The 21564-nt window shown below is 64.3% G+C and carries 22 protein-coding genes; 18 read left to right on the top strand and 4 right to left on the bottom strand.

The features are described from left to right. The first annotated feature begins 46 nt into the window (after nt 1-46). The 3 genes from ABGV18_RS00110 (at nt 47) to ABGV18_RS00100 (ending at nt 4075) form a co-directional block, all read left to right on the top strand. The gene (locus ABGV18_RS00110) at nt 47-2449 is read left to right on the top strand and encodes an AsmA family protein (protein WP_396584299.1); all 2403 of its coding nucleotides are present in this window, start codon (nt 47-49) and stop codon (nt 2447-2449) included. Nucleotides 2450-2501: 52 nt separating this feature from the next. Continuing rightward, nucleotides 2502-3557: an A/G-specific adenine glycosylase gene (mutY, locus tag ABGV18_RS00105; protein ID WP_396584298.1), complete on the top strand. Its 1056-nt coding sequence runs from the start codon at nt 2502-2504 to the stop codon at nt 3555-3557. Between the two features lie 236 nt (nt 3558-3793). Further along, nucleotides 3794-4075 (top strand): oxidative damage protection protein, encoded by a 282-nt coding sequence (locus ABGV18_RS00100; protein ID WP_125198084.1) that lies wholly within the window; start codon nt 3794-3796, stop codon nt 4073-4075. Nucleotides 4076-4141: 66 nt separating this feature from the next. Here the strand turns inward: ABGV18_RS00100 and ABGV18_RS00095 are convergent, their stop codons facing one another. Further along, entirely contained in the window at nt 4142-4867 is a 726-nt protein-coding gene (locus ABGV18_RS00095) for an HAD-IA family hydrolase (protein WP_396584297.1), read from the bottom strand. Nucleotides 4868-4974: 107 nt separating this feature from the next. Between ABGV18_RS00095 and thiS the strand changes: the two genes are divergently transcribed. Genes thiS through ABGV18_RS00080 form a run of 3 tightly spaced genes read left to right on the top strand, consistent with a single transcriptional unit; the run spans nt 4975 to nt 7399 of the window. After that, nucleotides 4975-5202 (top strand): sulfur carrier protein ThiS, encoded by a 228-nt coding sequence (thiS, locus tag ABGV18_RS00090; RefSeq protein WP_396580317.1) that lies wholly within the window; start codon nt 4975-4977, stop codon nt 5200-5202. 2 nt (nt 5203-5204) lie between these two features. After that, nucleotides 5205-6911: a gamma-glutamyltransferase gene (ggt, locus tag ABGV18_RS00085; RefSeq protein ID WP_396580316.1), complete on the top strand. Its 1707-nt coding sequence runs from the start codon at nt 5205-5207 to the stop codon at nt 6909-6911. Further along, the gene (locus ABGV18_RS00080) at nt 6908-7399 is read left to right on the top strand and encodes a chorismate--pyruvate lyase family protein (protein WP_396580314.1); all 492 of its coding nucleotides are present in this window, start codon (nt 6908-6910) and stop codon (nt 7397-7399) included. Before ggt ends, ABGV18_RS00080 begins: the two co-directional genes overlap by 4 nt. 229 nt (nt 7400-7628) lie before the next feature. On the opposite strand, the gene ABGV18_RS00075 is transcribed toward ABGV18_RS00080, so the two are convergent. Next, a complete protein-coding gene (locus ABGV18_RS00075; RefSeq protein WP_396584296.1) occupies nt 7629-8291 on the bottom strand; it encodes an FAD-binding oxidoreductase in 663 nt (220 codons plus the stop codon). 297 nt (nt 8292-8588) lie between these two features. Between ABGV18_RS00075 and rpe the strand changes: the two genes are divergently transcribed. The 5 genes from rpe (at nt 8589) to ABGV18_RS00050 (ending at nt 12693) form a co-directional block, all read left to right on the top strand. Continuing rightward, a complete protein-coding gene (gene rpe / locus ABGV18_RS00070) occupies nt 8589-9278 on the top strand; it encodes a ribulose-phosphate 3-epimerase (RefSeq protein ID WP_396580310.1) in 690 nt (229 codons plus the stop codon). Next, entirely contained in the window at nt 9278-9952 is a 675-nt protein-coding gene (locus tag ABGV18_RS00065; protein WP_396584432.1) for a phosphoglycolate phosphatase, read from the top strand. Before rpe ends, ABGV18_RS00065 begins: the two co-directional genes overlap by 1 nt. A gap of 128 nt (nt 9953-10080) precedes the next feature. Beyond that, the gene (gene trpE / locus ABGV18_RS00060) at nt 10081-11592 is read left to right on the top strand and encodes an anthranilate synthase component I (protein WP_396584295.1); all 1512 of its coding nucleotides are present in this window, start codon (nt 10081-10083) and stop codon (nt 11590-11592) included. 408 nt (nt 11593-12000) lie between these two features. Beyond that, on the top strand, nt 12001-12312 hold the full coding sequence (locus ABGV18_RS00055; RefSeq protein ID WP_396584294.1) for a hypothetical protein: 312 nt from the start codon (nt 12001-12003) through the stop codon (nt 12310-12312). A gap of 72 nt (nt 12313-12384) precedes the next feature. After that, nucleotides 12385-12693: a hypothetical protein gene (locus ABGV18_RS00050; protein WP_396584293.1), complete on the top strand. Its 309-nt coding sequence runs from the start codon at nt 12385-12387 to the stop codon at nt 12691-12693. Nucleotides 12694-13791: 1098 nt separating this feature from the next. Here ABGV18_RS00050 and ABGV18_RS00045 read toward each other — a convergent pair. After that, nucleotides 13792-14433: a diguanylate cyclase gene (locus ABGV18_RS00045; RefSeq protein WP_396584292.1), complete on the bottom strand. Its 642-nt coding sequence runs from the start codon at nt 14431-14433 to the stop codon at nt 13792-13794. A 359-nt stretch (nt 14434-14792) separates the two neighbouring features. On the opposite strand from ABGV18_RS00045, the gene ABGV18_RS00040 reads away from it, so the two are divergent. Then, entirely contained in the window at nt 14793-15044 is a 252-nt protein-coding gene (locus tag ABGV18_RS00040) for a DUF4282 domain-containing protein (RefSeq protein WP_396584291.1), read from the top strand. A 113-nt stretch (nt 15045-15157) separates the two neighbouring features. On the opposite strand, the gene ABGV18_RS00035 is transcribed toward ABGV18_RS00040, so the two are convergent. Then, the gene (locus ABGV18_RS00035; protein WP_396584290.1) at nt 15158-16288 is read right to left on the bottom strand and encodes a diguanylate cyclase; all 1131 of its coding nucleotides are present in this window, start codon (nt 16286-16288) and stop codon (nt 15158-15160) included. Nucleotides 16289-16924: 636 nt separating this feature from the next. On the opposite strand from ABGV18_RS00035, the gene ABGV18_RS00030 reads away from it, so the two are divergent. The 6 genes from ABGV18_RS00030 (at nt 16925) to rlmM (ending at nt 21420) form a co-directional block, all read left to right on the top strand. Further along, entirely contained in the window at nt 16925-18385 is a 1461-nt protein-coding gene (locus ABGV18_RS00030; RefSeq protein ID WP_396584289.1) for a potassium transporter TrkG, read from the top strand. Further along, nucleotides 18385-19074, top strand: a complete 690-nt coding sequence (locus ABGV18_RS00025) for an NAD-binding protein (protein ID WP_396584288.1) — start codon at nt 18385-18387, stop codon at nt 19072-19074. Before ABGV18_RS00030 ends, ABGV18_RS00025 begins: the two co-directional genes overlap by 1 nt. A 72-nt stretch (nt 19075-19146) precedes the next feature. Next, entirely contained in the window at nt 19147-19290 is a 144-nt protein-coding gene (locus ABGV18_RS00020) for a DUF2141 domain-containing protein (protein WP_396584287.1), read from the top strand. A gap of 226 nt (nt 19291-19516) precedes the next feature. Continuing rightward, the gene (locus ABGV18_RS00015; protein WP_396584286.1) at nt 19517-19975 is read left to right on the top strand and encodes a hypothetical protein; all 459 of its coding nucleotides are present in this window, start codon (nt 19517-19519) and stop codon (nt 19973-19975) included. A gap of 78 nt (nt 19976-20053) precedes the next feature. Continuing rightward, nucleotides 20054-20263 carry a lipopolysaccharide assembly protein LapA domain-containing protein gene (locus tag ABGV18_RS00010; protein ID WP_396584285.1) on the top strand — a complete coding sequence of 70 codons (210 nt, stop codon included), beginning with the start codon at nt 20054-20056 and terminating at the stop codon, nt 20261-20263. 62 nt (nt 20264-20325) lie between these two features. Further along, nucleotides 20326-21420, top strand: a complete 1095-nt coding sequence (gene rlmM / locus ABGV18_RS00005; RefSeq protein WP_396584284.1) for a 23S rRNA (cytidine(2498)-2'-O)-methyltransferase RlmM — start codon at nt 20326-20328, stop codon at nt 21418-21420. Nucleotides 21421-21564: the final 144 nt, after the last annotated feature.

Raw genomic sequence — 21564 nt, 5'->3', positions numbered from 1 at the left:
CCGGGGGCATGCGTGCCCGGCCACCGACCTTCGAGGACGACCCTGCATGAAATGGATCAAGCGCATTGGCCTGCTTTTCGTCGCGATCGTGCTGGTCGCCATACTGGCGATCGTCGCGTTCGCCCTGACCTTCGATCCCAACGACTACAAGCCGCAGATCGCCGCCCAGGTGGAAAAACAGACCGGGCGCAGCATCCAGTTCAATGGCGACCTCTCGGTAACGATCTTCCCGTGGCTGGGGGCGGCCACCGAGGACGTGGTGCTGGCCAATGCCGAGGGCTTCGAGCCCGAATCGATGATCGAGATCAAGCGTCTCGAGGCCCAGGCCGCGCTTTTGCCGCTGCTGCGCGGCGAATTCGAGATCGGTACCCTGCTGATCGAGGACGCGCGGATCCACCTGACCCGCAAGGAAGACGGGCGCAACAACTGGGGCGACCTGGTCGAGCGTTCTGCCAAGTCGGCCAAGGCCTCGGGCGGGGAGCCCGACACCATCGAGCCGCAGGATGGCGACGGCCCGGCACTGACGCTCAGCGTCGGTGGTGTCGATATCCGCAATGCCACCCTGCACTGGCGTGACGAGCAGGCCAACCAGCAGTTGACCATCGATGGGTTGGATCTCAAGACCGGTGAGCTGGCCGACGGCGCGCCGACCGATATCGAACTGGTCTCCGGCTTTCGCCTGGCGATGCCCGACATGCCGGTCCTGAGTGGCAGCGTCGATCTCACCACCCGGGCGCAGCTCTGGCTCAGTCGTCAGGACATGCTGTTCGAGGATCTCGAGCTCAATCTGGTGGCCAGCCATGACCAGGGTGTGGATGCCGGTCTGCCCGAACGTATCGAGGCGATGCTGCGCGTCGAGAAGGCCGACGTGCGCGCCGGCAACTCGCAGGCGCGGCTCGATGGCGTGGTGCTCGACCTCAATGGCAAGGATGTCGGCCCACTGACCTACCTGGAAAGCCGGCTCGAGACCGTGCTGGAGGCCGACTGGTCGACTGGTCGTTACGAGTTGCCGCGCCTGACGTTCCAGGCCGATCTCAAGGGGCTGCCGAACGTGGGCGAGACGGTGCAGGTTGCGGCGAGCGCCGCGCTGGTCGCCAACCTCAAGGCCGGCACCGCGACCATCAACGATTTGCGCCTTTCCTCCGAGCCGATCGAGGCGACCGGTCGGCTGGACGTCAGTGGTCTCGATAGCGGCGAGCTGGTTGCCGCCGGTCCGATCAAGATCGCCGCCTTCGACCCGCGCGAACTGGCCGACCGGCTGGGCATGACCGTGCCCGAGATGCGTTCCGATGACGCGTTGCGCGAGTTCGCCCTGACCGGCCAGGTCGACCTGGCCCCGTCGCGGGCGATGTTCCATGACCTGCGCGTCACGCTCGATGGTCAGAAGCTGACCGGCCGTGCCGGTATCGACGACCTCGAGAGCGGTCGCCTGTTCGCCCGATTGCAGGGCGGCGATTTCGACGCCAACCCGTACCTCGCGCCGAAGGCTGCTGGCGACAAGGGCGCTGGCGACCCGGCGGGGTCTGGTGATGGCGGCAGCGAGCAGCGCAGGGCGGCCGCGAAGGACGCCGAGATCGAGTTGCCGGTCGAGATGCTGCGCGGGCTCAATCTCGATGCCCGGCTGCAACTGGAAAGCCTGCGCTACGAGGGCTACCGCCTGTCCAGTCCGGTGGTCCATCTCACCGCGGCTGGAGGCCGCCTGCAACTGACCGAGCTGACCGCCAATGCCTTCGAAGGCTCCATCAATGCCAGCGGGGCACTGGATGTGCGCGGCGAGGTGCCGAGTTATGCCGGCAAGGGCCGGATGCAGGGCGTATCGCTGCAACCGTTGCTCAGCGCGGTAATGGACGAGAACCGGTTGCTCGGCAAGGGCGATGTCGCCTTTGACGTCACCACCCAGGGCAAGCGGGCCGACCAGCTCAAGGCGGGGCTCGACGGCAATGCCGATTTCGCCCTGCGCGACGGCAAGGTCAAGGGCTTCGATATCGGCTACCTGCTGCGCCGTGCGCAGGCGCGCCTCGAGGGCAAGACCGAGCCGGAACCCGAAGAGCTGTCTACCGACTTCACCGCGATCACCGGCACGGCGGCCATCCGCAATGGCGTGGTGCGCAACGACGATCTCGCCGGCTCCTCGCCGCTGCTGCGGGTCGCCGGTGAGGGCCAAGTGGATCTGCCGCGCGAGCAGATTGACTACGGCCTGACCGTCACCGTGGTGAACACCGCCACCGGGCAGGGCGGCAAGGAGCTCGAGCGCCTCAAGCAGGTGCCGGTGCCGATTCGCATCCAGGGCGCGTTGAGCAATCCCTCGATCTCGCTCGATCTCGAATCGCTGGCCCGCGAGGCGGTCAAGGGCGAGGTGAAGCAGCGTGTCGAGGAAGAGATCGACAAGCGCCTGAAAGACAAGGGTGGCGACGCGGTGAAGGACATGTTGAAGGGCTTCGGTCTGTGAGCCGGCTGGATGCTGGCAACTGGCGAGCGGTCGGCCATGTCCGTTGCGGGTCGTGACCGCGCCGTTCGCCGATCGGCTGCTGGCCTGGTTCGACGATCACGGCCGGCATGACTTGCCGTGGCAGCACCCGCGCACGCCCTACCGGGTGTGGGTCTCGGAGATCATGCTCCAGCAGACCCAGGTGGCCACCGTCATTGCGTACTTCGAGCGCTTCATGGCGCGTTTCCCCGATATCGAGTCGCTCGCCGCCGCCGAGCCCGACGCGGTGCTCGCCCTGTGGTCGGGGTTGGGTTACTACGCCCGTGCCCGCAATCTGCATGCCGCTGCCCGGCAGATGATGGAGTCCGGCGTGCCCGAGACGACCGAGGGCTGGGCGGAGCTACCGGGGGTGGGGCCGTCGACCGCTGCGGCGATCGTCGCCCAGGCCTTCGACCGGCGGGCCGTGATCCTCGATGGCAACGTCAAGCGCGTGCTCGCCCGGCATGCGGCGATCGATGCGCCAATGGAAACCGCCGCCACCCAGCGTGAGCTGTGGTCGCTGGCCGAGGCATACACCCCGACCGGGCGACCGGCCGACTACACCCAGGCAATCATGGACCTGGGCGCGACCGTCTGCCGTCGGGGCAAGCCACGCTGTGATGTCTGCCCGGTGAGCGAGGACTGTCGGGCGCGGATCGAGGGGCGCGAGCAGGAACTCCCCGCTCGCCGGCGGCGCAAGCCCAAGCCGGTGCGCGAGCGGGTGCTGCTGTGGCTGGAAGACGGTGAAGGTCGTGTTTTCCTGGAAAAGCGCCCGCCGAGCGGCATCTGGGGAGGCCTTGCCTGTCTGCCGGTGAGCGAGACGCCCGAGACGGTTGATCAACGGCTGGCCGACCTCGGCTTCAAGCCCGCCGATGACTGGCAGGCGCTGGGCCAGCTGCGGCATGTCTTCAGCCATTTCGAGCTGGCCGCCGAGGTGTGGGGTGTGCAGATTGCGCCGGCTGCGGTGGCTGACCGCAACGGTGAGTGGCATGCGATCGAACAACTGGCCCACGAGTCACCGGTGGGGCTGCCCGCCCCGATCCAGCGGTTGATCCGTGCGCAGCTTGGCCCAGCGTTAGGGGACAAGTGAGGTTGTAGGGGCCTTGTCGTGCGGTTCGATCGGCTTTGGTGTGCCCAGGGGTGAGCAGTCAGCCACGCGGCTGACGTGGGACTGAAGTCCAACCCACGGTAGCGATGATGCCGTCCCATGGCTTGGGCTTCAGCCCGACGAGCCGTTGGATGCCGCCCTGCCGTGACGCCGGTCGCTGTTATCATCCACGCACATTTTCCGGGCACATCCCGCATCGACCCGTGAACGAGGTTCCCATGACTGACCGCACCGTTTTTTGCCAGCGCCTGCAGTGCGAGGCCGAGGCCCTGCCCAAGCCGCCCTATCCGGGTGAGATGGGTGAGCGCATCTACAACAACATCTCCAAGGCCGCCTGGCAGCAATGGCTGGCGCACCAGACCATGCTGATCAACGAGTATCGCCTGACGCCGATCGATCCCAAGGCGCGCGAATTCCTGGTCCGCGAGATGGAGAAATTCCTGTTCGAGGGCAACGAGGACAAGCCGGAAGGCTACGTCCCGCCGAGCGAGGGCGAATAAGAGGAGCGCGCGACACCCTTGTAGGAGCGGCTTTAGCCGCGATAGGCCACTCCGTGGAGCCCAGGCCTAACGTGGTGCCAAGGCGCTCGTCGCGGCCAGAAAATCGTCCAACGCGAGGAACGGCGCGGTGTCCATCGGCTCGCCGCGGCTGTTGGGCAGGGTGATCGCGCGCAGGTGACGGATGCCGAAATCCTCGGCGGCCGCCAGCGCGACCAGGTTGTCGTCGACCAGCAGGGTGCGATCGGGGTCGAAGTGCAATTGCTCGGCCAGCCGGTCCCAGAAGCGGGGCGACTCCTTGGCCGCACCGATCTCGTGGGCGTTGAAGATGCGATCGAGCCGCGTCGAGAGATCGACCTGCTCGAATTTGAGATCGACACTGGCCGGGTGGGCATTGGTCACCAGCACGCGCTGCTTGCCGGCCCCGCCCAGGCGCTCGAGGAAATCGGGCACGCCGTGGCGGTAGCGGATGTGGTGGGCCAGTTCGCGCTTGAGTGCGATCAGGTCGAGCTCATGGCGACAATCGGGTGCCAGCGCACGGTGCCAGTCGTCGAGGCAGTACCAGGCCAGCTGGCCGCGCAGGCCCTCGAAGCGGGCGTTGAGTCGCGCCATCGCCTCGGGCTCGGTCAGTCCGCTCAGCTCGACGTAGCGCTGCGGGAAGTGTTCCTTCCAGAAGCGGGCATCGAAGTCGAGATCGAGCAGCGTGCCGTCCATGTCGAGCAGGACGGTGTCGATCTCGCCCCACGGCAGCGCGTGGTGCGACACGGGCGTGTCGCCCAGGGGAGAATCGCTCATTAGTATCGGCTTTGAAGATTGGATGGGCCGGCTTGAGGCCGGTCCGGGATTCTACCAGCAGAGACAAGCGAGCCGGATCGACGGTTCCGGTAGTGGAGGGGAAGACAATGGCTGAATCGACGGCCGAACCGATGGTCCGTATCGAGCTCAACGGCGAGCCGCGCGACGTGCCCGAGGGCACCACGATCGAGGCGTTGGTCACGCTGGCCGGGACGAGCGGCAAGCGCTACGCGGTCGAGGTCAACGGCGAGATCTGCCCGCGTGCCGAGCATGCCAGCGCCGTGGCCGCCGACGGCGATCGGGTCGAGATCGTCCAGGCGATCGGCGGGGGCTAAGCATGATTGGGCTACTGCCTCGGCTCGCGCTTGCGCTCGTCCTGTCGCTGGGCTGGCTTTCGGCCCCAACCTCGGCCTCGGCATCGCCGGGCCAGGCCGCCATCGCCACCGCCCACCCCATGGCCACGGCCGCCGGGCGCGAGGTGCTGGAGGGCGGCGGCAATGCCTTCGACGCGGCGGTCGCCATCACGGCCGCACTCGCGGTGGTCGAGCCGTACAGCTCCGGCCTGGGTGGCGGCGGCTTCTACCTGCTCCATGAAGCGGCAAGCGGGCGCGACGTGATGCTCGATGCCCGCGAGCGTGCGCCGGGTCAGGCCAGCCGCGACATGTATCTCGACGATGAGGGCAATCCCCAGCCCGATCTGTCCGTCGATGGCGCGTTGGCCGCCGGCATCCCCGGCATTCCCGCCGCGCTCGATCACCTGGCCGCCGATTACGGCGCACTGCCTCTTAGCACGACCCTCGACCCGGCCATCCGCGTCGCGCGCGACGGCTTCGAGGTCACCGAGATGTATCGCCGCCTGGCCGGGTTCCGCGAGGAATTGCTCGCGGACGATCCGGGCAGCCGGTCGATCTTCCTCGATGACGGCAAGGTGCCGGCGCTGGACCACGTCATCCGCCAGCCGGATCTCGCCGAGACGCTTGAACGCATCGCCGTCGAGGGGCGCGACGGCTTCTACCAGGGCGAGCTGGCCGGGCGACTGGTCGATGGAATGCGCAAGGCCGGCGGCATCTGGGCTCGCACCGATCTGGCCGGCTACCGGGTGGTCGAGCGCGAGCCGGTGGTCAGCCACTTTCGCGGCTTCGAGGTGGTCTCCGCGGCCCCACCGTCCTCCGGTGGCGTGGCCATCGCGCAGATACTGAATACCTATGGCGCCCTCGAGCGCCGCGCCGGCGATCTGGACGACCTGTCCGTGTTGGGGCTGCACTACCGGGTCGAGGCGATGCGCCGCGCCTATCGCGACCGGGCGGAATACCTGGGCGATCCCGATTACGTCGACATGCCGATCGAACGGCTCACCAGCAACGATTACGCCGCCGGGCTGGCGGTGGGCATCTCGCCCACCGACGCCACGCCCTCGTCGAGCCTCGCCCCGGTGGTCACCGAGCCCGAGGGCCCGCACACCACGCATTTCTCGGTGATGGACCCGCAGGGCAACTACGTCGCGGCGACCCTCTCGATCAACTACCCGTTCGGCGCCGGGGTGACCGTGCCGGGCACCGGCGTGCTCCTGAACGACGAGATGGACGACTTCTCGCAAAAGCCGGGCGTACCCAATGTCTACGGGCTGGTCGGTGCCGAGGCCAATGCCATCGCGCCGGGCAAACGGCCGCTGTCCTCGATGTCACCCACCTTCGTGCGCAACGATGAGCTGGTGGGCGTGCTCGGCACGCCCGGCGGCTCGCGCATCATCACCATGGTGCTCGGTGGTGTGCTGGCGGCCACGCGCGGCGAGCCGGTGGCCGAGTGGGTCGCCCAGCCGCGCATCCACCACCAGTACCAGCCCGACCGGATCGAGGTCGAGCCCGACCTGCTCAGTGACGAGCAGCGTGCCGAGCTCGAGTTGATGGGGCATCGCATCGAGGTCAATGACGGCTTTGGTAATATGCAGGCGGTCGCCTGGTGGCGTGGCGACGGCCGGCTCGAGGCGGCCAGCGACCCGCGCGGGGAAGGGCAGGCAGACGTGTTTGCCCCCAAGGCACCATGAGCCGGTTTGCCCTGGGTTGCTTCCGCACCACGGCCCGGCCGGCGGGTGACGAGACGCTGTTCGGCCTGCCGGCCGCGCCGCGTCGCCTGGCGACCACGACCGGCTCGTTCACGCAGGCCTTGAGGCGGCACACCGGCCATCCCGTGGTGGTGCGCCGCCTCGACGAGGGGTGGCGCGGGCACGTCGCTGGCCGTTGGCCCGTGCCGCGGGTCACGCGCGTTTGGCAACGTCGCGTCCGGCTGGAAAGCGGCGATGCCCGGGTCGAGGCCCTGACCGAGGTGGTCGGCCCGCTCACCCCGCGCCTGCATCGCGCGATCACCGGCCTGGCCGACACGCCGCTGATGGCAGTGCTTGCCCGGCAGCCCCATTGCCGTCGGCTGAGTTTTCGCGTCCATCGTCACGGCCGCCAGATCGAGCGGCAGACCGTCTACCGCATCCACCTGGCCCGGGTGCGCGTCACCGAATGGTTTGATATCGAGCAGCACTGACATGCCACCGTGGGAGCGACCCTCGGTCGCGAAAGCCGCGTCAGCGGCTGTCCCGGTCGCAAACAGGCAATGCGTTCTCCGAGTTGCCAGCTGAACGACGGGACTCGCGCGTTCCGCGCGATTCGCTTGCGAGGCAAGCTCCCACAGGGGGTTTCCTTTTCGCACGAAAAAGCCGCGCTCGGATTGTCTCCGTCGCGCGGCTTTTTCTTCGTCTGGCTGGCGGCTTGGTTTAGCCGAATTCCATGCTGCGGGTATTGCCGCCCAGGTCGGCGAGGGTCTTCTTGACCTGATCGGTGAAGGCGGGCGGGCCGCAGACGTAGAACTCTTCGGAGAGATCGCGCACGTGCTCGTGGATAAAGCCTTCGTCGACGTGGCCGCTGTGGGTGCAAAACGGCGAGTTCTCGCGGGTGCAGACGAAATGCGCGTTCTCGCCGAAGGCGGCTTCCAGTTCGCGCTGCTGGATGATGTCTTCGGCGGTCTTGTTCGAGTAGATCAGCTTCTGCCCCTCGAGCTCGCCGCGGTCGGCGAGATCGCGGATGATGGCGAGGAACGGGGTGATGCCGGCGCCCGCCGCGATGAACCAGCCCGGCCCCTCGTAGTTGAAGCTGTCGAACGGCTCGGATATCCGCAGTTTCTGGCCGGGCTGGGCCTGCGCCAGGCGCTGCGTGACGCCGTCATGGCTGCCGTAGCTCTTGACCATCAGTTCCAGCACGCGGTCGTCGACCCGGTTGGTCAGGGTGAACGGGCGGCCCTGGTCGCGCCATTGCGGCTCGTCGATGGCCAGCTCGATCGCCTGGCCCGGCGTGAAGCGGTAGCCATGGGGCTTGGCCAGGATGTAGCGCTGGACGTCGTGGGTGACGAATTCGCGCAGCAGCAGTTCGGTCTGGAACATAGTCGTTTCGGGTCTTCGGTTGGGCTGAAAAATATCGGGGCAGTCTAGCTGATTTGAGGGGGGCTCGCCGCGCCGGCCGGGAAGATACCCTCCAAAACCGGTCCGCTTCGATGCCCTCAAGGCCGCCGTTCATCGGCCGGGCGCGCGACGCCGTTCTTAAAAAATCGCGCCGAATCCGGTACATTGACCGGCAGTTTCCGCGCGTGCGTTCAATTGCCCGAGTCCGTTTTGACGGCCGGGCCCAGGGCGGCGCGCCCGAATTTCCCCCGCATTTTGCAAGTATCCGAGGACCGCGAGATGAGCGACTACATCATTGCCCCGAGTATCCTGTCGGCCGACTTCGCCCGCCTGGGCGAGGAAGTGGACAACGTCCTGAAGTCCGGCGCCGACTGGGTCCACTTCGACGTGATGGACAACCACTACGTGCCCAACCTGACCATCGGCCCGCTGGTCTGCGACGCGCTGCGCAAGCACGGCGTCACCGCGCCGATCGACGTCCACCTGATGGTCAAGCCGGTCGACCGCATCATCCCGGACTTCGCCAAGGCCGGCGCCACCTCGATCACCTTCCACCCGGAAGCCACCGAGCACGTCGATCGCAGCCTGCAGCTGGTCCGTGACGAGGGCTGCCAGTCGGGTCTCGTCTTCAACCCGGGCACCCCGCTGGACGTGCTGGAATGGGTGATCGACAAGGTCGACATCATCCTGCTGATGTCCGTCAACCCGGGCTTCGGCGGCCAGAAGTTCATCCCCGCGACCCTCGAGAAGGCCCGCCAGGCGCGCGAGATCATCGATCGCTCCGGCCGTGACATCCGCCTCGAGATCGATGGTGGCGTTTCCAGCGCCAACATCGCCGAGATCGCCGCAGCCGGCGTCGACACCTTCGTCTCCGGCTCCGCGCTGTTCGGCAAGGGTCAGGATTCCGACCCCAACGGCTACGACAGCGTCATCAAGGAGATGCGCGCCGAGCTGGCCAAGGTCAAATGATGCCACGCTTCACGCCACGCATGGTGCTGTTCGACCTGGACGGCACCCTGGTTGACTCCGTGCCCGACCTGCTGGTCTCGGTCAATGCCATGCAGCGTGAGCTGGGCAACCCCGAGCGCGCCGAAGAGGACGTCCGCAACTGGGTGGGCAACGGCGTCGAGCGGCTGGTCGAGCGCGCGCTGACCAATGATCTGGACGGCACGCCCGATTCGGCCGAACTCGACGAGGCCCTGCCGGTATTCAAGCGTCACTACGCCGAGAACAACGGCCAGCACTCGCAGGTCTTCGACGGCGTGTTGCAGGGGCTGGAGTTCGTCAAGTCGCTGGGCCTGCCGATGGGTTGCGTGACCAACAAGGCCGAGGCGTTCACCCTGCCGCTGCTCGAGCAGACCGGCCTGCGTGATCACTTCGAGGTGGTCATCAGCGGTGACACCCTGCCACTGAAGAAACCGGACCCGGCCCCGCTGATCTACTCGGCGGGCTGGTTCCACGTTCATCCCTCCGAGGCGCTGATGATCGGCGACTCGATTTCCGACGTGAAGGCCGCCCGTGCCGCGGGCTTCTCGATCGTCTGCATGAGCTACGGCTACAACCACGGCAAGGACATCCGGGACTTCGACCCGGATGCCGTCATCGACTCGATGACGGAATTGTCCGGGTTGATCGGCCGGTAGGCCGCATGACGGAGCCAGGGATGATGGCGAAGGGGACGATGGCTGCGGGGACGACGCGCTGGCGGAGACGATGGCGTAGCTGAACGCCCACTCGTCCCCGTCCCTCGTTTTCCCTTCCGGAGCCCGTCATGCCCAACCGTTTCCAGCCCTACCAGCCCACCCGCGTCGATCTCGAGCAGCTTGCCGCCGAGGGCTACAACCGCGTTCCCGTCACCCGCCGCGTGCTGGGCGACTACGACACGCCGCTGTCCGTCTACCGTAAGCTGGTCGAGGGACCGTTCGGCTACCTGTTCGAGTCGGTCACCGGCGGCGAGCGCTGGGGGCGCTACTCGATCATCGGCCTGCCGTCCCCGACCATCCTGACCGTCCACGGCCACCGCGTGGTGGTCAAGCAAAACGGCGAGGTGGTCGAGGACGAGACGGCCGACGACCCGCTCGCCTGGATCGAGACCTTCAAGGCCCGCTACCGCGTCTACGAGCCGGCCGACATGCCGCGCTTTCACGGCGGGCTGGTGGGCTACTTCGGCTTCGAGACCATCGGCTACATCGAGCCGCGTCTGGCCAACTTCGATGCCGACGACCCGCTGGGCGTGCCCGACATCCTGCTGATGGCCAGCGAAGAGGTGGTCGTGGTCGACAATCTCTCCAGCGAGCTGCTGCTGGTGACCCTGGTCGACCCCGAAGCCGACGGGGCGCTGGATGTAGCCGAAGCCCGCCTGAACCAGCTGGCCGCCCGCCTGCGCGAGCCGGTGGCCCACTACGGCTCGTCCGCGCCGGGCAAGCCGATCGACGAGAATGACTTCACCGCCACCTTCACCCGCGAAGGCTACGAGAACGCCGTGCGCACCATCCGCGAATACATCGCGGCGGGGGATGTCATGCAGGTGGTGCCCAGCCAGCGGATGAGCATCGAGTTCAATGCTGCGCCGATCGACCTCTATCGGGCGCTGCGCTCGATCAACCCTTCGCCGTACATGTACTTCATCGATGCAGGCGAGTTCACCGTGGTGGGTTCGAGCCCCGAGATCCTCGCCCGTCTGGAAGACGGCACGGTCACCGTCCGCCCCATCGCCGGCACCCGCCCGCGTGGGGCCACGGAGGCCGAGGACAAGGCCCTCGAGCAGGATCTGTTGAGTGACCCGAAGGAGATCGCCGAGCACGTCATGCTGATCGACCTGGGGCGCAACGACACCGGCCGCGTCGCCAAGGTGGGGAGTGTGAAGCTCGAGGAGCGCATGATCATCGAGCGCTACTCGCACGTTATGCACATCGTCTCGCAGGTCACCGGCCAGCTGGACGACGACCTCAACGCCATGGACGTCCTGCGCGCGACCTTCCCCGCCGGCACCGTCTCGGGTGCGCCGAAGATCCGTGCGCTGGAGATCATCCAGGAGCTCGAACCCGTCAAGCGCGGCGTCTACGCCGGGGCGGTGGGGTACTGGGCCTGGAACGGCAACATGGATACGGCGATTGCCATCCGTACCGGGGTGATCAAGGATGGGCAGCTGCATGTTCAGGCTGGTGGCGGGATCGTCGCCGACTCGATTCCTGCTACCGAGTGGGAGGAGACGTTGAACAAGCGGCGGGCTTTGTTTCGGGCGGCGAATATGGCTAGTCGGGGATTGGATGGCCATCAATGACTTAAGTTAGCCGTCATTTTTGGTTTTTTGTGTTTAGGCGGATCCTGTCCAATATTCGGCATCGGTTTCTGCTTAGGGAGTTTTATGCAAAGGGACGCGACTGGTTGGATAGTAAGTGGGATTGTTGTCGTTGGACTAGTTCTGCTCTACATGTGGGGATCGTACTCTGACCTGACTGAGCGACGTCTTGCTTATCTTTACCATCCTGAAACTGATCAAGTTTATAGATTGGAGCTTGCTCCATTTTTGAGTGTTAATCAAAAGTGGGACCCATTCATTCCCTTTAAGGATTTGCATTACTCAGAGCCAGTCCGTGTGGACTATTTGGGGTATTTGCAAGAGCTTATGAGGGAGGTGAGAGAGGACCGAAGGCTTGCGGAAGAAGATTTCGACGCATGGATGGAAAAGATGGATGAAGAGCTGGAGGAGGATATAAATAAATATGGTGATGGGGCGTCAATTTTAGAAAACTGGGATGTGGAATACGGTGTGCTTGAAGTCGAATTCCCAGCTGAGAGACTTCCTAAGTTCTTAAAAATCTTTATGGCAAAGCACAACGTTGGTCACCCAAATGTATTCGCAGTGGATGCCGTCGTTGTGAAGAGCAAATATGATTTGGACGGATCACGACAGGATCTGCGTCCGTCGTTTTCGATCTTACATGATGCGTTGCTGATCAAGGGCGTGGCCGCATATCAAATATACAAAAATGCCTTGTGATAGTAGTTACCCGCCTTGGATGTAGCGTGATGGGCTGTTTAGCCGCCGAATGCATTTTCACGGGATGTTTAAATGGGTAATAAGATCCAGAGCGCTGCGGGCTGCTTTTTTATCGCCGCGATTGTGGTCTACGGCCTTCTGCAATTGTGGGCAGGGTATGTCGGGATAGAGCACCATCTTGGGTACGGTTGGGCTGTTGCCGCTGTTTTCGCTGCATTTTTGCTTAGGTTTGCTCTCCCAATCACTATCGGATCTTTTTTTGGTGCGATGGATGTCTGGGGGTGGCATTGGGCTGGTGCCCTAGTTTTTGCTGCACCAGGTCTGGCATTCATGGCACTAATGATTCCTGGCATGCTGACGTCCGTCTTTAGGAAAGAATGATCCAAAAAAGGGGTCAGAACCCTTTTTCTATGAAGTAGTCGGAGCATTGTCCCCTCCACGCTGAAGTGTGGTGGATCGGTTTCACGCGCCTGTTGCATGATGTGGCAACGCTTCGGCCTCCTGTATGGCGCGCGAGTCGGTTTTCTTGCTTGTCCAAGAAAACCGACGAAAAGAAGGACACAGGTCTCGTTCCGGGGTCGGACCTGGTTAAGTGCTTGATATAAATCCCCCTGCCCCTCTGGTGAGGGGCTTTTCATCTCTTAAAACGGCATTTTTGCCATCAAAACTGATCCCCTAAGAGGCCTTCCGTTCCTCACCTTGAAGCGTGGTGGATCGGTTTCACGCGCTTGTTCCGTGAGGTGGCGCTGCTTCGGCCCTGTGCGTGGCGCGCGAGTCGATTTTCTTGCTTGTCCAAGAAAACCGACGAAAAGAAGGACACCCCGACGCCTTGGCCCTTCGGGCCTGATCGCTGCGCGATCAGCCTCGCGAACGGGCAATCGCGGACGGGTCGGTTCGACGCGACTTCCTGTCGCGGCGAACCTCGGGCCGCCGTCCATGGCGGCCCGACCCTGCGATTTCCCGCCCGCGAGGCAAGGCGTAAGGGGGCTCACCCTTCGATTTGGTCCGCTGCCTGCCTCCAGGGCTTGAGGTTACCTTCGGGTCAGGTGGAGGGGGTGTCCAGAGGGCTAAATCTGCACGGCGGCAAACGGAGGCTTTTCCCCCTTGACGGCTTGCCTCACGGCCGGCGGTTGGCCGGGGTCGGAGCGACAGGGACGTCGCTCCGAGGCTCAGCGCGACACGACGTCGCGTCGAGCCGGCCCCGAGACATTCGCCGGCCGTGAGGCTTCGAGGTCGGACGTCGTCCGGCCTCGAAGGTCCGAAGGGCCAAGCCGTGGGGTGTCTTTCTTTTCGCCTCTTTTCTTGGACAAGCAAGAAAAGGGGCTCGCGCGCCTGGCAGCGCGATCGCTATTGATCACTCCGCGTTACTGGCGTGCGAAATGATCCTCCAGTGTCTATTCGACAGATCCGGCAAGTCGGCCGGTGGCCGACGTCGGACTGAAGTCCGACCTACAGTTGGTGGGAGTCGGGGGAAAGAGGTCAGAATCCTTTTCTTTTGGTGATCAACCGGACGGCCGGTCCTCCCCAATCCGCCTGTGCCGCCCGGCTCTCGTCGAGCGCCTCGTATGCTCGCTGGACCACAGCATCGGCATTCTGATCCTCGACCCGGAAGGCAGCCACGCCCACGCTGACATCAAATGTCGTTGATGCCGAGGCGTCTTCGACCAGGAAGTAGGCGGCCGCCAGGCGCAACTTGTCCGCTACCGCCGAGGTGCCGTTTACCGAGGTGTCGGGCAGGATCACGGCAAACTCGTGGTCGGCGATGCGAAACGACATGTCCATGCCACGCAGCGTCTCTCGCAGGCAATCGCCGAAGGCACGCAGGACGCGGTCTCCGGCCGACGGGCCGTGGTGGTTAATGAACTGGACGATGTCGAGCAGGATCAGGCTCACCGGCAGGTCGTTGCGCTGATGCTGACTGAACAGGGTGTCCAGTTGGCGCACGAAGTCACGGCGATTGCCCAGACCGGTCAGATCATCGATCAGCGCCCGCTCACGGTCGTGAGCCAGGTCGAGTTCAGCTGCCATGGAGCGCAGGCGCTCGGTCAAGCCTTCTCGATCAAGCGAGTCGATATCCGCCAGCCAGTGCGCGGACGGTTTGCTGGAAGGGTGCTGACTCACGGAAAACTCCTTCATGACGAAGCGCCGACCACTCGGCACGGCACGCGTTGTGACAATAGCAGCAAGCCAAGACAGGATCAGGTGGTGAAGTCTCGGATAACGGGGTCGGAGCCCTGACCGTCAGGCCTCAATCCGGGTAACCCTGCCTGTGGTAGGCTCGCCTGGAAGCCAATTCGACAGGAAGTCGAGACGCTTGGAAGGGAATCTGTTGTTCTCCGATATTTCCCCCTGGTCGGCGTTCCCATGCCGGTCATCCAAACCGGCTGACGCACTGTGTTCTGCAGGGCGCTGCGCAATCTCCCGTCTTGACTGTCCTTCGTGCTTCAAAAAAACCAAGAACCTAAAAAGGACCAAGAGCAATGAAAGACCTTCTTTTCTTCGACAAGATGCTGACGCCGAAGTTTATTACCGTCATTTACTGGCTGCTGCTGGTGGGTGTGGTGATCGGCGGCATCGGCATCATGTTCGCCGGTTACGGCTTCTCGTTCGCCGCGTTCTTCTCGGGGCTGATGACCATCGTCTTCGGCGCGATCCTGGCGCGCATCTGGTGTGAGCTGATGATCGTGCTGTTCAAGATGAACGAGGCGCTGCAGGACCTTCGCTACAAATAAAGGCTATTGCGGGCCCGGTTCGTTCGGGCCGTTAAAGAGAAGTCGCAGTCAGACCCGGCGCGGTCGCTGCGACTTTTTTTGGGGGAAAGGGGCCGAACCCGTCCGTGTCGGCTTCAGGCGGCTTCCACGCGATTGCGGCCATTTTCTTTGGCCTGATAGAGCGCGTGGTCGGCTTGTGCGACCAAGTCCTCGGTCGGGGTGGCCTCGTTGTGGATCGCAAGGCCGACGCTGATGGTGATCTCGAGTACGCCGGCGCTGGTGACGAAGGGCGTTTGGGCGACCGCGCGCCGGATTTTTTCGGCAATGGTCATGGCGCCCATTTCGTCCACGCCCTGGACCAGTAACAGAAATTCCTCACCGCCCCAGCGAGCCACCCGGTCCTCGGTCCGGACAGACCGCTCGAGTCGGAGGGCCAATTCGACGAGAACCTCGTCGCCGACTTTGTGGCCATATGCGTCATTGACCCGCTTGAAATGATCCAGGTCGGCCATCATCAGGGCGTAGGTCTGTTCGTGGCGAATGGCCCGGGCCCGTGCAATGGTCAGTTCTGCGTCCATGGCGCGCCGATTGAGCAGCCTGGTTAGTGGGTCGGTCATCGCGCTTTGCCGTAGCCGCTGTGCCGCCAGGAAGTTTGCCGCATTCCCGCAGTAGAACAGTTCCGCGATGATGCCGGCCACCACGACCATAATCGCGGGATAGATCAGAGGGGGTGTCATCTCGGCCAGGGGTACCCCGTTGAGCAGTAGCAGGAGAGGCAGTGCGAATAGCAGGGGTGGTCCGAAGACCAGGGGCAGATCCCGCAGTCCGCGGGTGGCCGTGATGGAAACGACCGCAATGTTGATGATCAGGTGTTGCCCGGTGTAGAGGTCGGCAGTGCTCTCAAGGGCCTGGCCCCGGGCGAAGATGCCCACCGCCATGGTCAGCAGCGCGAGGGAAAACAGTTGCAGCAGGGGCCGCGGCCAGGCCCCCTCCGGTCGAAACCAGCGCAGGCCCAGTATCGCCAACGACACGACCATCACTGGCACGCGCCAGAGGGCATTGTGCAACTCGGCCGATTGGTAGCCGGGTAAAAGCATCTGTTCCATTGCCTGTGCGGCGGGCAGGATGGTCAGCGCGGCGATGGCCGCCACCACGGCGATACGCCGTTCAGCCTCACGCTGGTGGTGCCGAAAGGCCCCTTGGGAGGAATGGGGGAGCCGGGCAAGCAGGGTGTTGAGAAGCCCGTGGGGCTGGGAGGTGTTCATGTGGGTGCGCCTCTAACGAGCGGGTCGGGGCGCGCTAAGCCCTTGCTCCTGGATCATGCATTCAATGTTAGGTCAGAAAAAGGAGGTCAGAACCCTTTTGGGCCAACCCGTCCGCTTATGCCGCCGTGAGTGGATGGAATCCGGTGGCTTCATGTCGCCGCACCGGACACCGAGGCCACCCGGCCGCTGACGCGAGTGGTCGGCCAGTTCAGCAAGCCGCTCGAGCGGCCGATGCGCCAACACGGGCGGATCGGTCCGGGCAATCCGGGGCTGCCACGGGAAGGGTCTGCACGACTCCGATGCCATTCTGCCGGCAAGCTCCAGGAGGGGCGGGTTAGGCATTTATCCGGGCTCCACTACAATTCAACAAGGGATTCGGTGGCGTCTCTGCGCGGCCGCCAAGGGTCCAGACGCAAGGCGCGGGCTGCAGTGAACGGCCGTCGCCTTGATTGCGAACAAACCCGCAAGCCAGAGAGCCATCGAATCGTGTCGACCTTTTCAAGTGATCAGCGGACCGGGGGATCAGTGGCTTATGGTCTTTGGGGAATGGCCTGAAACCATGGCTACTGTTTCCAGGACGTTGGCCATATCACTGCCTCCTGACTGTGCCGTGATGCCCATCGATGCGGGGCATAGATGACTGCGATTTCCCCGGAACTGAGTTATGCGGTGCGCCTCCCGGTGCTGGCGAAGTACCTGGGACTGCTCGCGTCCATGCTCGCCTTGCTCACGCTGGTGCCGCTGGGCGTGGCGGTGGCGTTTCAGGACTATGGCATTGCCCTGCGTTACCTCGCCGTCATCGCCGTGCTGCTGACCGCCTGGGGCGCGTCGCGCTCCATTCCCGAACCCAGGCGGATACAGACGAACGAGGCGCTGACCATCGTGGCGCTGGCCTTCGTGCTCTCGCCGTTGCTGATGACCTTTCCGTTCATGGGCAGCGGGCTCAGCTTCGAGAACGCCTTGTTCGAGGCGATCTCCGCGGTCACCACGACTGGGCTGTCGGTGACGACCGATCTGGCGGACAAGCCGGAGACGTTCCTGTTTGCCCGCTCGTGGATGCAGTGGTACGGCGGCCTGGGGATCGTGGTGCTCTCGATTGCCATCCTGATGGGGAGCCAGGTGAGCAGCCGCAGCCTGCGCGCGCCCCTGGGCGGCGAAACGCTGGCGACGACCACGCGCGCCCACGCGCGGCAGGCGCTGATTATCTACAGTGCGTTGACCGTAACCGGCATTGCCGTGGTCTGGCTGGTGTCGGGCAGCGGCGTGGTCGCGATCAACCACGTGCTGGCCGCGGTGTCGACCGGCGGGTTCTCGTCTTTTGACGACAGTCTTGCGGGCCTCGATAGCTGGTACAGCCGGTTCGCGATCATTGCCATCAGCCTGTGCGGCGCGTTGCCCCTGACGCTGTACGCGATCACCTTCTCGAAGCGCTGGCGTGACGCCATTCGCGACGAGGAGTTGCTGGCGCTGGTGGCGGCGGTGGGCCTGGTGACCCTGCTGCTGTTCCTGTCGTTCCGCTTGGGTTCGGGCATGGGGCTGCAGGATGCCGCGGGGCACGCGTTGTTCCTGGCCATGTCGGCCCAATCGACGGCGGGGTTCACGACGCTCGACCTGGCCTCGATCGATGATGGGGCCAAGCTGAGCCTGCTGGTGTCGATGCTGATCGGCGGTGGCGTCGGCTCGACGGCCGGTGGCATCAAGCTGCTGCGCTTGCTGATCCTGCTGCGCCTGATCCAGGTCCTGTTGCGGCGCACGACCATGCCCCCGCACGCCGTGCACCCTGCCAAGCTCGGTGGCAAGGTGCTGGAAGACGCGACCATTCAGCGCGTGCTGATCCTCGTCCTGCTGTATGTCGGCGTGGTGCTGATCTCCTGGTTCGCTTTCCTGGCCTACGGCTATGCACCGATGGACGCGCTGTTCGAGGTGGTCTCGGCAACCGCCACGGCCGGCCTGAGCGCGGGCATCACCTCGGCGGAGATGCCGCTTTTCCTAAAGCTCGTCCTGTGCCTGGACATGCTGCTTGGGCGGGTGGAAATCGTTGCGCTGCTGGTTGTCCTCTATCTTCCGAATTGGGTTGGAACACGCAAGGAGTCCTGATGAAGGCGATATTTGTCGGTGCGAGCTCTATGGCCGTCATGGCCGCGCAGCGGCTGCTCAAGCGCGGCCATGAAGTGGTAATCATCGAGCGGGAAAAGGGAAAGATCGACGAGCTCAGCAATGAGTTCGACTGCGGCTTTCTGCTTGGCGACGGCGCCAAACCGTCTCTGCTGCGTGAAACGAATCCGGAAGAATCGGATGTGCTCTACTGCCTGACCGGCGAGGATCAGACAAACATCATTGCCAGCCTGGTGGGGCGGTCGTTGGGGTTCGACAAGGTGGTCACCAAGATCCAGGACCCGAGCTACGAGCATATCTGCATCGAGCTCGGGCTCGATGCCACGATCATCCCGGCCCGCACCATCGGCCGGCACCTGGCCGACCTGTTCGAAGGCCGTGATCCGTCCGAGCTCTCCACCATCTTCCGTTACGACGCCTCGACCTTTTCGTTTGTGGCGAAGGAAAACCATATCGGCCCCGTGGCCGAGCTGGCGTTGCCCAAGGCCAGCCGGGTCATGTGCATCTACCGGAATGAACAGCTGATCGTCCCGGACGAAGACGAACCGATCGAGGTCGACGATGAAGTGATGATCATTACCCATCGCAAGAACCTCGAGGCCCTGCACGAGCAGCTGGGCGTGGTGGTGGACGACCAGCCCGAGGAGCCTGGGGCGAAGCCCGGGGGCTGAATGACAGTCGGCCTCGGTCGGGCTCCGCTACACTCCCCCGAGGGCGAGCGGGCCGACACCGGGAGGAAGGTCATGAACGAGCCTGCCAGAAGCAGGGGGGCGCCGGGGACCTATGCACTGGCCGTCATCCATGACGAGAACATGAACGGCAAGCTCGATACCCAGTGGCTGGGCATCCCCACGGAGGGTGCGGCTTTCCAGCGATGCCAGGGCTAGGTTCGGCGCGGCGAGCTTTCCGTACGACGGGGAGACCCTGGACCTGACGATTCCCCTGCATTACTGAAATGCCGTTGCGTGAGCAGCGAGAGCCTTCTCCCTCGCACGCTCAATCAGAAGATTTCTTGCGCCTGGCGGGACGATTGGGCCGAGGCAGGAGGGGCATGCCTAAGGTTGCGCGTGAGGGACAAGCCGCATTGGTTAACAAGCCTGGGGAAGGGGGGCGATGAGTGAAATGAAAAGATACTCCGAATGGATGGGTCGCGTTGTCTATTCCCTGATCAGCCTGAGTCTGGCGGGTATCAGTATCGCCATGATGGGGGCCGCACTGTGGGACATCTGGGGGTCGTTGCACGACAAGACCCTGCTCGTGAAGGCGCTGCTCGATGCCATCGGTCTGATCGTGATCGGGATGGCGGTATTCGATGTGTCCAAGTTCCTGCTGGAGGAGGAAGTCTTGCGGAGCAGTTCCACGAGATCGCCGGCCAAACAGCGAGCGACCCTGTTGAAGTTCCTCGTGATCATTGCCATCGCCGTGAGCCTGGAAGCCCTCGTCTTCATCTTTGATGCCGGGAAGAAAGATGTCGCAGACCTGGTCTACCCCACCTTGCTGTTGGTCTCCGCGGTACTGGTCGTGGTTGGTCTGGGCGTTTACCAACGGCTGACCCGGGATGAACGAGAGTGACCGGGATGCGCTCCGGGTTCGTGTCTCGAGCAAGCTGGCGGGATCGTCGGCGCTTGAGGAAAATCGGAAGGGTGTGAAATGGGTAAAGCGAAACTGATCGCCGCGCTGGTGCTGGTGGCGGTCGTGCTGATCATCGTCCTGCAGAACACGCAACCGGTCGAGACCCGGATGCTGTTTATGACGCTCACGATGCCCAGGGCCGCCTTGTTGGCAATAACGATGCTGATTGGCGTGGGCGTCGGTATGCTCATCGCGCTGGGCTTGTCGGGTCGAAAGCGCAAAAGGTAACCGGGCTGGTGGCGTGGGCTCATGGGTAGGGGCGGCGATTTCCCGCTCGGCGTGGCGTCTGCGTGAGCATTCGGGCATCCTCTCGTCCGATGATTTCCGAACGACAACTGCTTTTCCTGACCCGTGCCGGCTACGAGGGCGATTGCGCTGCCCAGGTGCAGGCCGTCGCCGCCGAGGCCGGCGTGCACGGCTTCTGCAAGGCCAAGCCCGATACCGGCTACTTGACCTTCATCGCCCACGACCCCGACCTGCTGGCCGACTGGTTCCAGACGCTTTCCCTCGACGACCTGATCTTTGCCCGGCAGATGTGTCTCGCCGGCGAGCCCCTGGCCGACCTGCCGCCGGACAACCGGTTGGGGCCGATCCTCGCTGCGCTCGACAGGCAGACGTTCGGTGGCACCTATGTCGAGACGCCGGACGCCGAGGCGACCCGGCCGCTGATGCGGTTGGCCCGCCAGTTCACCAAGCCGCTGGAGCAGTCGATGCGCAAGCGGGGGCTGCTCGAACCGGGCAATCGGGAGTTGCCGCGGCTGCATCTCACCTTTACCGATTCCACCACCGTGATCCCCGGCTGGTCGCACCCGGGGCAGGCGACGCCACGACCGATGGGGATCCCGCGCCTCAAGCTGTCCAAGCACGCGCCCAGTCGCTCGGCGCTCAAGCTCGAGGAGGCGCTGATCACCTTCCTGTCGCCCGATGAGCGCAAGGAGCTGCTGCGCGCCGGGCTGGAGGCGGTCGACCTGGGGGCGGCGCCCGGCGGCTGGACATGGCAGCTGGTGCGCGACGGGCTGATGGTCACGGCGGTGGACAATGGCCCGATGGCCGATGAGCTGGCCGCCTCCCACCAGGTGGAGCACCGCCGCGAGGACGGCTTCACCTTCCGCCCCGAGCGGCCGGTGGAGTGGCTGGTCTGCGACATGGTGGAAAAGCCGATCCGCGTGGCGGCGCTGGTGGCCGAGTGGATGGCGCGAGGCGATTGCCGGCGGGCGATCTTCAACCTCAAACTGCCGATGAAGAAACGCCAGCAGGCGGTGATGGAGTGTCGGGAGTGGATCGAGGATCGTTTGGTCGAGGCCGAGGTGCCGTTCGAGATGGATATTCGGCAGCTATATCACGATCGGGATGAGGTGACGGCTTACTTACGACGAGTGTCGTAGTCGTCTGTTGTCAGGCGTAGTTTGTGGTTTCGCACGCCGTTTTCGTTCAGCGGTTTGCAGGATGCCGCCGTGCCAGGCGCGCGAGCCTCTTTTCTTGCTTGCCCAAGAAAAGAGGCGAAAAGAAGGGCACCCCGACGTCCTGGC

The sequence above is a fragment of the Guyparkeria halopsychrophila genome (genome assembly GCF_044582135.1).
Lineage (GTDB): Bacteria > Pseudomonadota > Gammaproteobacteria > Halothiobacillales > Halothiobacillaceae > Guyparkeria.
This window is presented reverse-complemented; position numbering and strand designations above follow the sequence as displayed.

Excerpts from the sequence above, each read along its gene's own strand:
- ABGV18_RS00110 (WP_396584299.1), top strand. The coding sequence starts at position 47 with ATGAAATGGATCAAGCGCATTGGCCTGCTTTTCGTCGCGATCGTGCTG.
- ABGV18_RS00100 (WP_125198084.1), top strand. The coding sequence starts at position 3,794 with ATGACTGACCGCACCGTTTTTTGCCAGCGCCTGCAGTGCGAGGCCGAG.
- ABGV18_RS00095 (WP_396584297.1), bottom strand. The coding sequence starts at position 4,867 with ATGAGCGATTCTCCCCTGGGCGACACGCCCGTGTCGCACCACGCGCTG.
- thiS (WP_396580317.1), top strand. The coding sequence starts at position 4,975 with ATGGCTGAATCGACGGCCGAACCGATGGTCCGTATCGAGCTCAACGGC.
- ggt (WP_396580316.1), top strand. The coding sequence starts at position 5,205 with ATGATTGGGCTACTGCCTCGGCTCGCGCTTGCGCTCGTCCTGTCGCTG.
- ABGV18_RS00080 (WP_396580314.1), top strand. The coding sequence starts at position 6,908 with ATGAGCCGGTTTGCCCTGGGTTGCTTCCGCACCACGGCCCGGCCGGCG.
- ABGV18_RS00075 (WP_396584296.1), bottom strand. The coding sequence starts at position 8,291 with ATGTTCCAGACCGAACTGCTGCTGCGCGAATTCGTCACCCACGACGTC.
- rpe (WP_396580310.1), top strand. The coding sequence starts at position 8,589 with ATGAGCGACTACATCATTGCCCCGAGTATCCTGTCGGCCGACTTCGCC.
- ABGV18_RS00065 (WP_396584432.1), top strand. The coding sequence starts at position 9,278 with ATGCCACGCTTCACGCCACGCATGGTGCTGTTCGACCTGGACGGCACC.
- trpE (WP_396584295.1), top strand. The coding sequence starts at position 10,081 with ATGCCCAACCGTTTCCAGCCCTACCAGCCCACCCGCGTCGATCTCGAG.
- ABGV18_RS00055 (WP_396584294.1), top strand. The coding sequence starts at position 12,001 with ATGGATGAAGAGCTGGAGGAGGATATAAATAAATATGGTGATGGGGCG.
- ABGV18_RS00050 (WP_396584293.1), top strand. The coding sequence starts at position 12,385 with ATGGGTAATAAGATCCAGAGCGCTGCGGGCTGCTTTTTTATCGCCGCG.
- ABGV18_RS00040 (WP_396584291.1), top strand. The coding sequence starts at position 14,793 with ATGAAAGACCTTCTTTTCTTCGACAAGATGCTGACGCCGAAGTTTATT.
- ABGV18_RS00035 (WP_396584290.1), bottom strand. The coding sequence starts at position 16,288 with ATGAACACCTCCCAGCCCCACGGGCTTCTCAACACCCTGCTTGCCCGG.
- ABGV18_RS00030 (WP_396584289.1), top strand. The coding sequence starts at position 16,925 with ATGACTGCGATTTCCCCGGAACTGAGTTATGCGGTGCGCCTCCCGGTG.
- ABGV18_RS00025 (WP_396584288.1), top strand. The coding sequence starts at position 18,385 with ATGAAGGCGATATTTGTCGGTGCGAGCTCTATGGCCGTCATGGCCGCG.
- ABGV18_RS00020 (WP_396584287.1), top strand. The coding sequence starts at position 19,147 with ATGAACGAGCCTGCCAGAAGCAGGGGGGCGCCGGGGACCTATGCACTG.
- ABGV18_RS00015 (WP_396584286.1), top strand. The coding sequence starts at position 19,517 with ATGAGTGAAATGAAAAGATACTCCGAATGGATGGGTCGCGTTGTCTAT.
- ABGV18_RS00010 (WP_396584285.1), top strand. The coding sequence starts at position 20,054 with ATGGGTAAAGCGAAACTGATCGCCGCGCTGGTGCTGGTGGCGGTCGTG.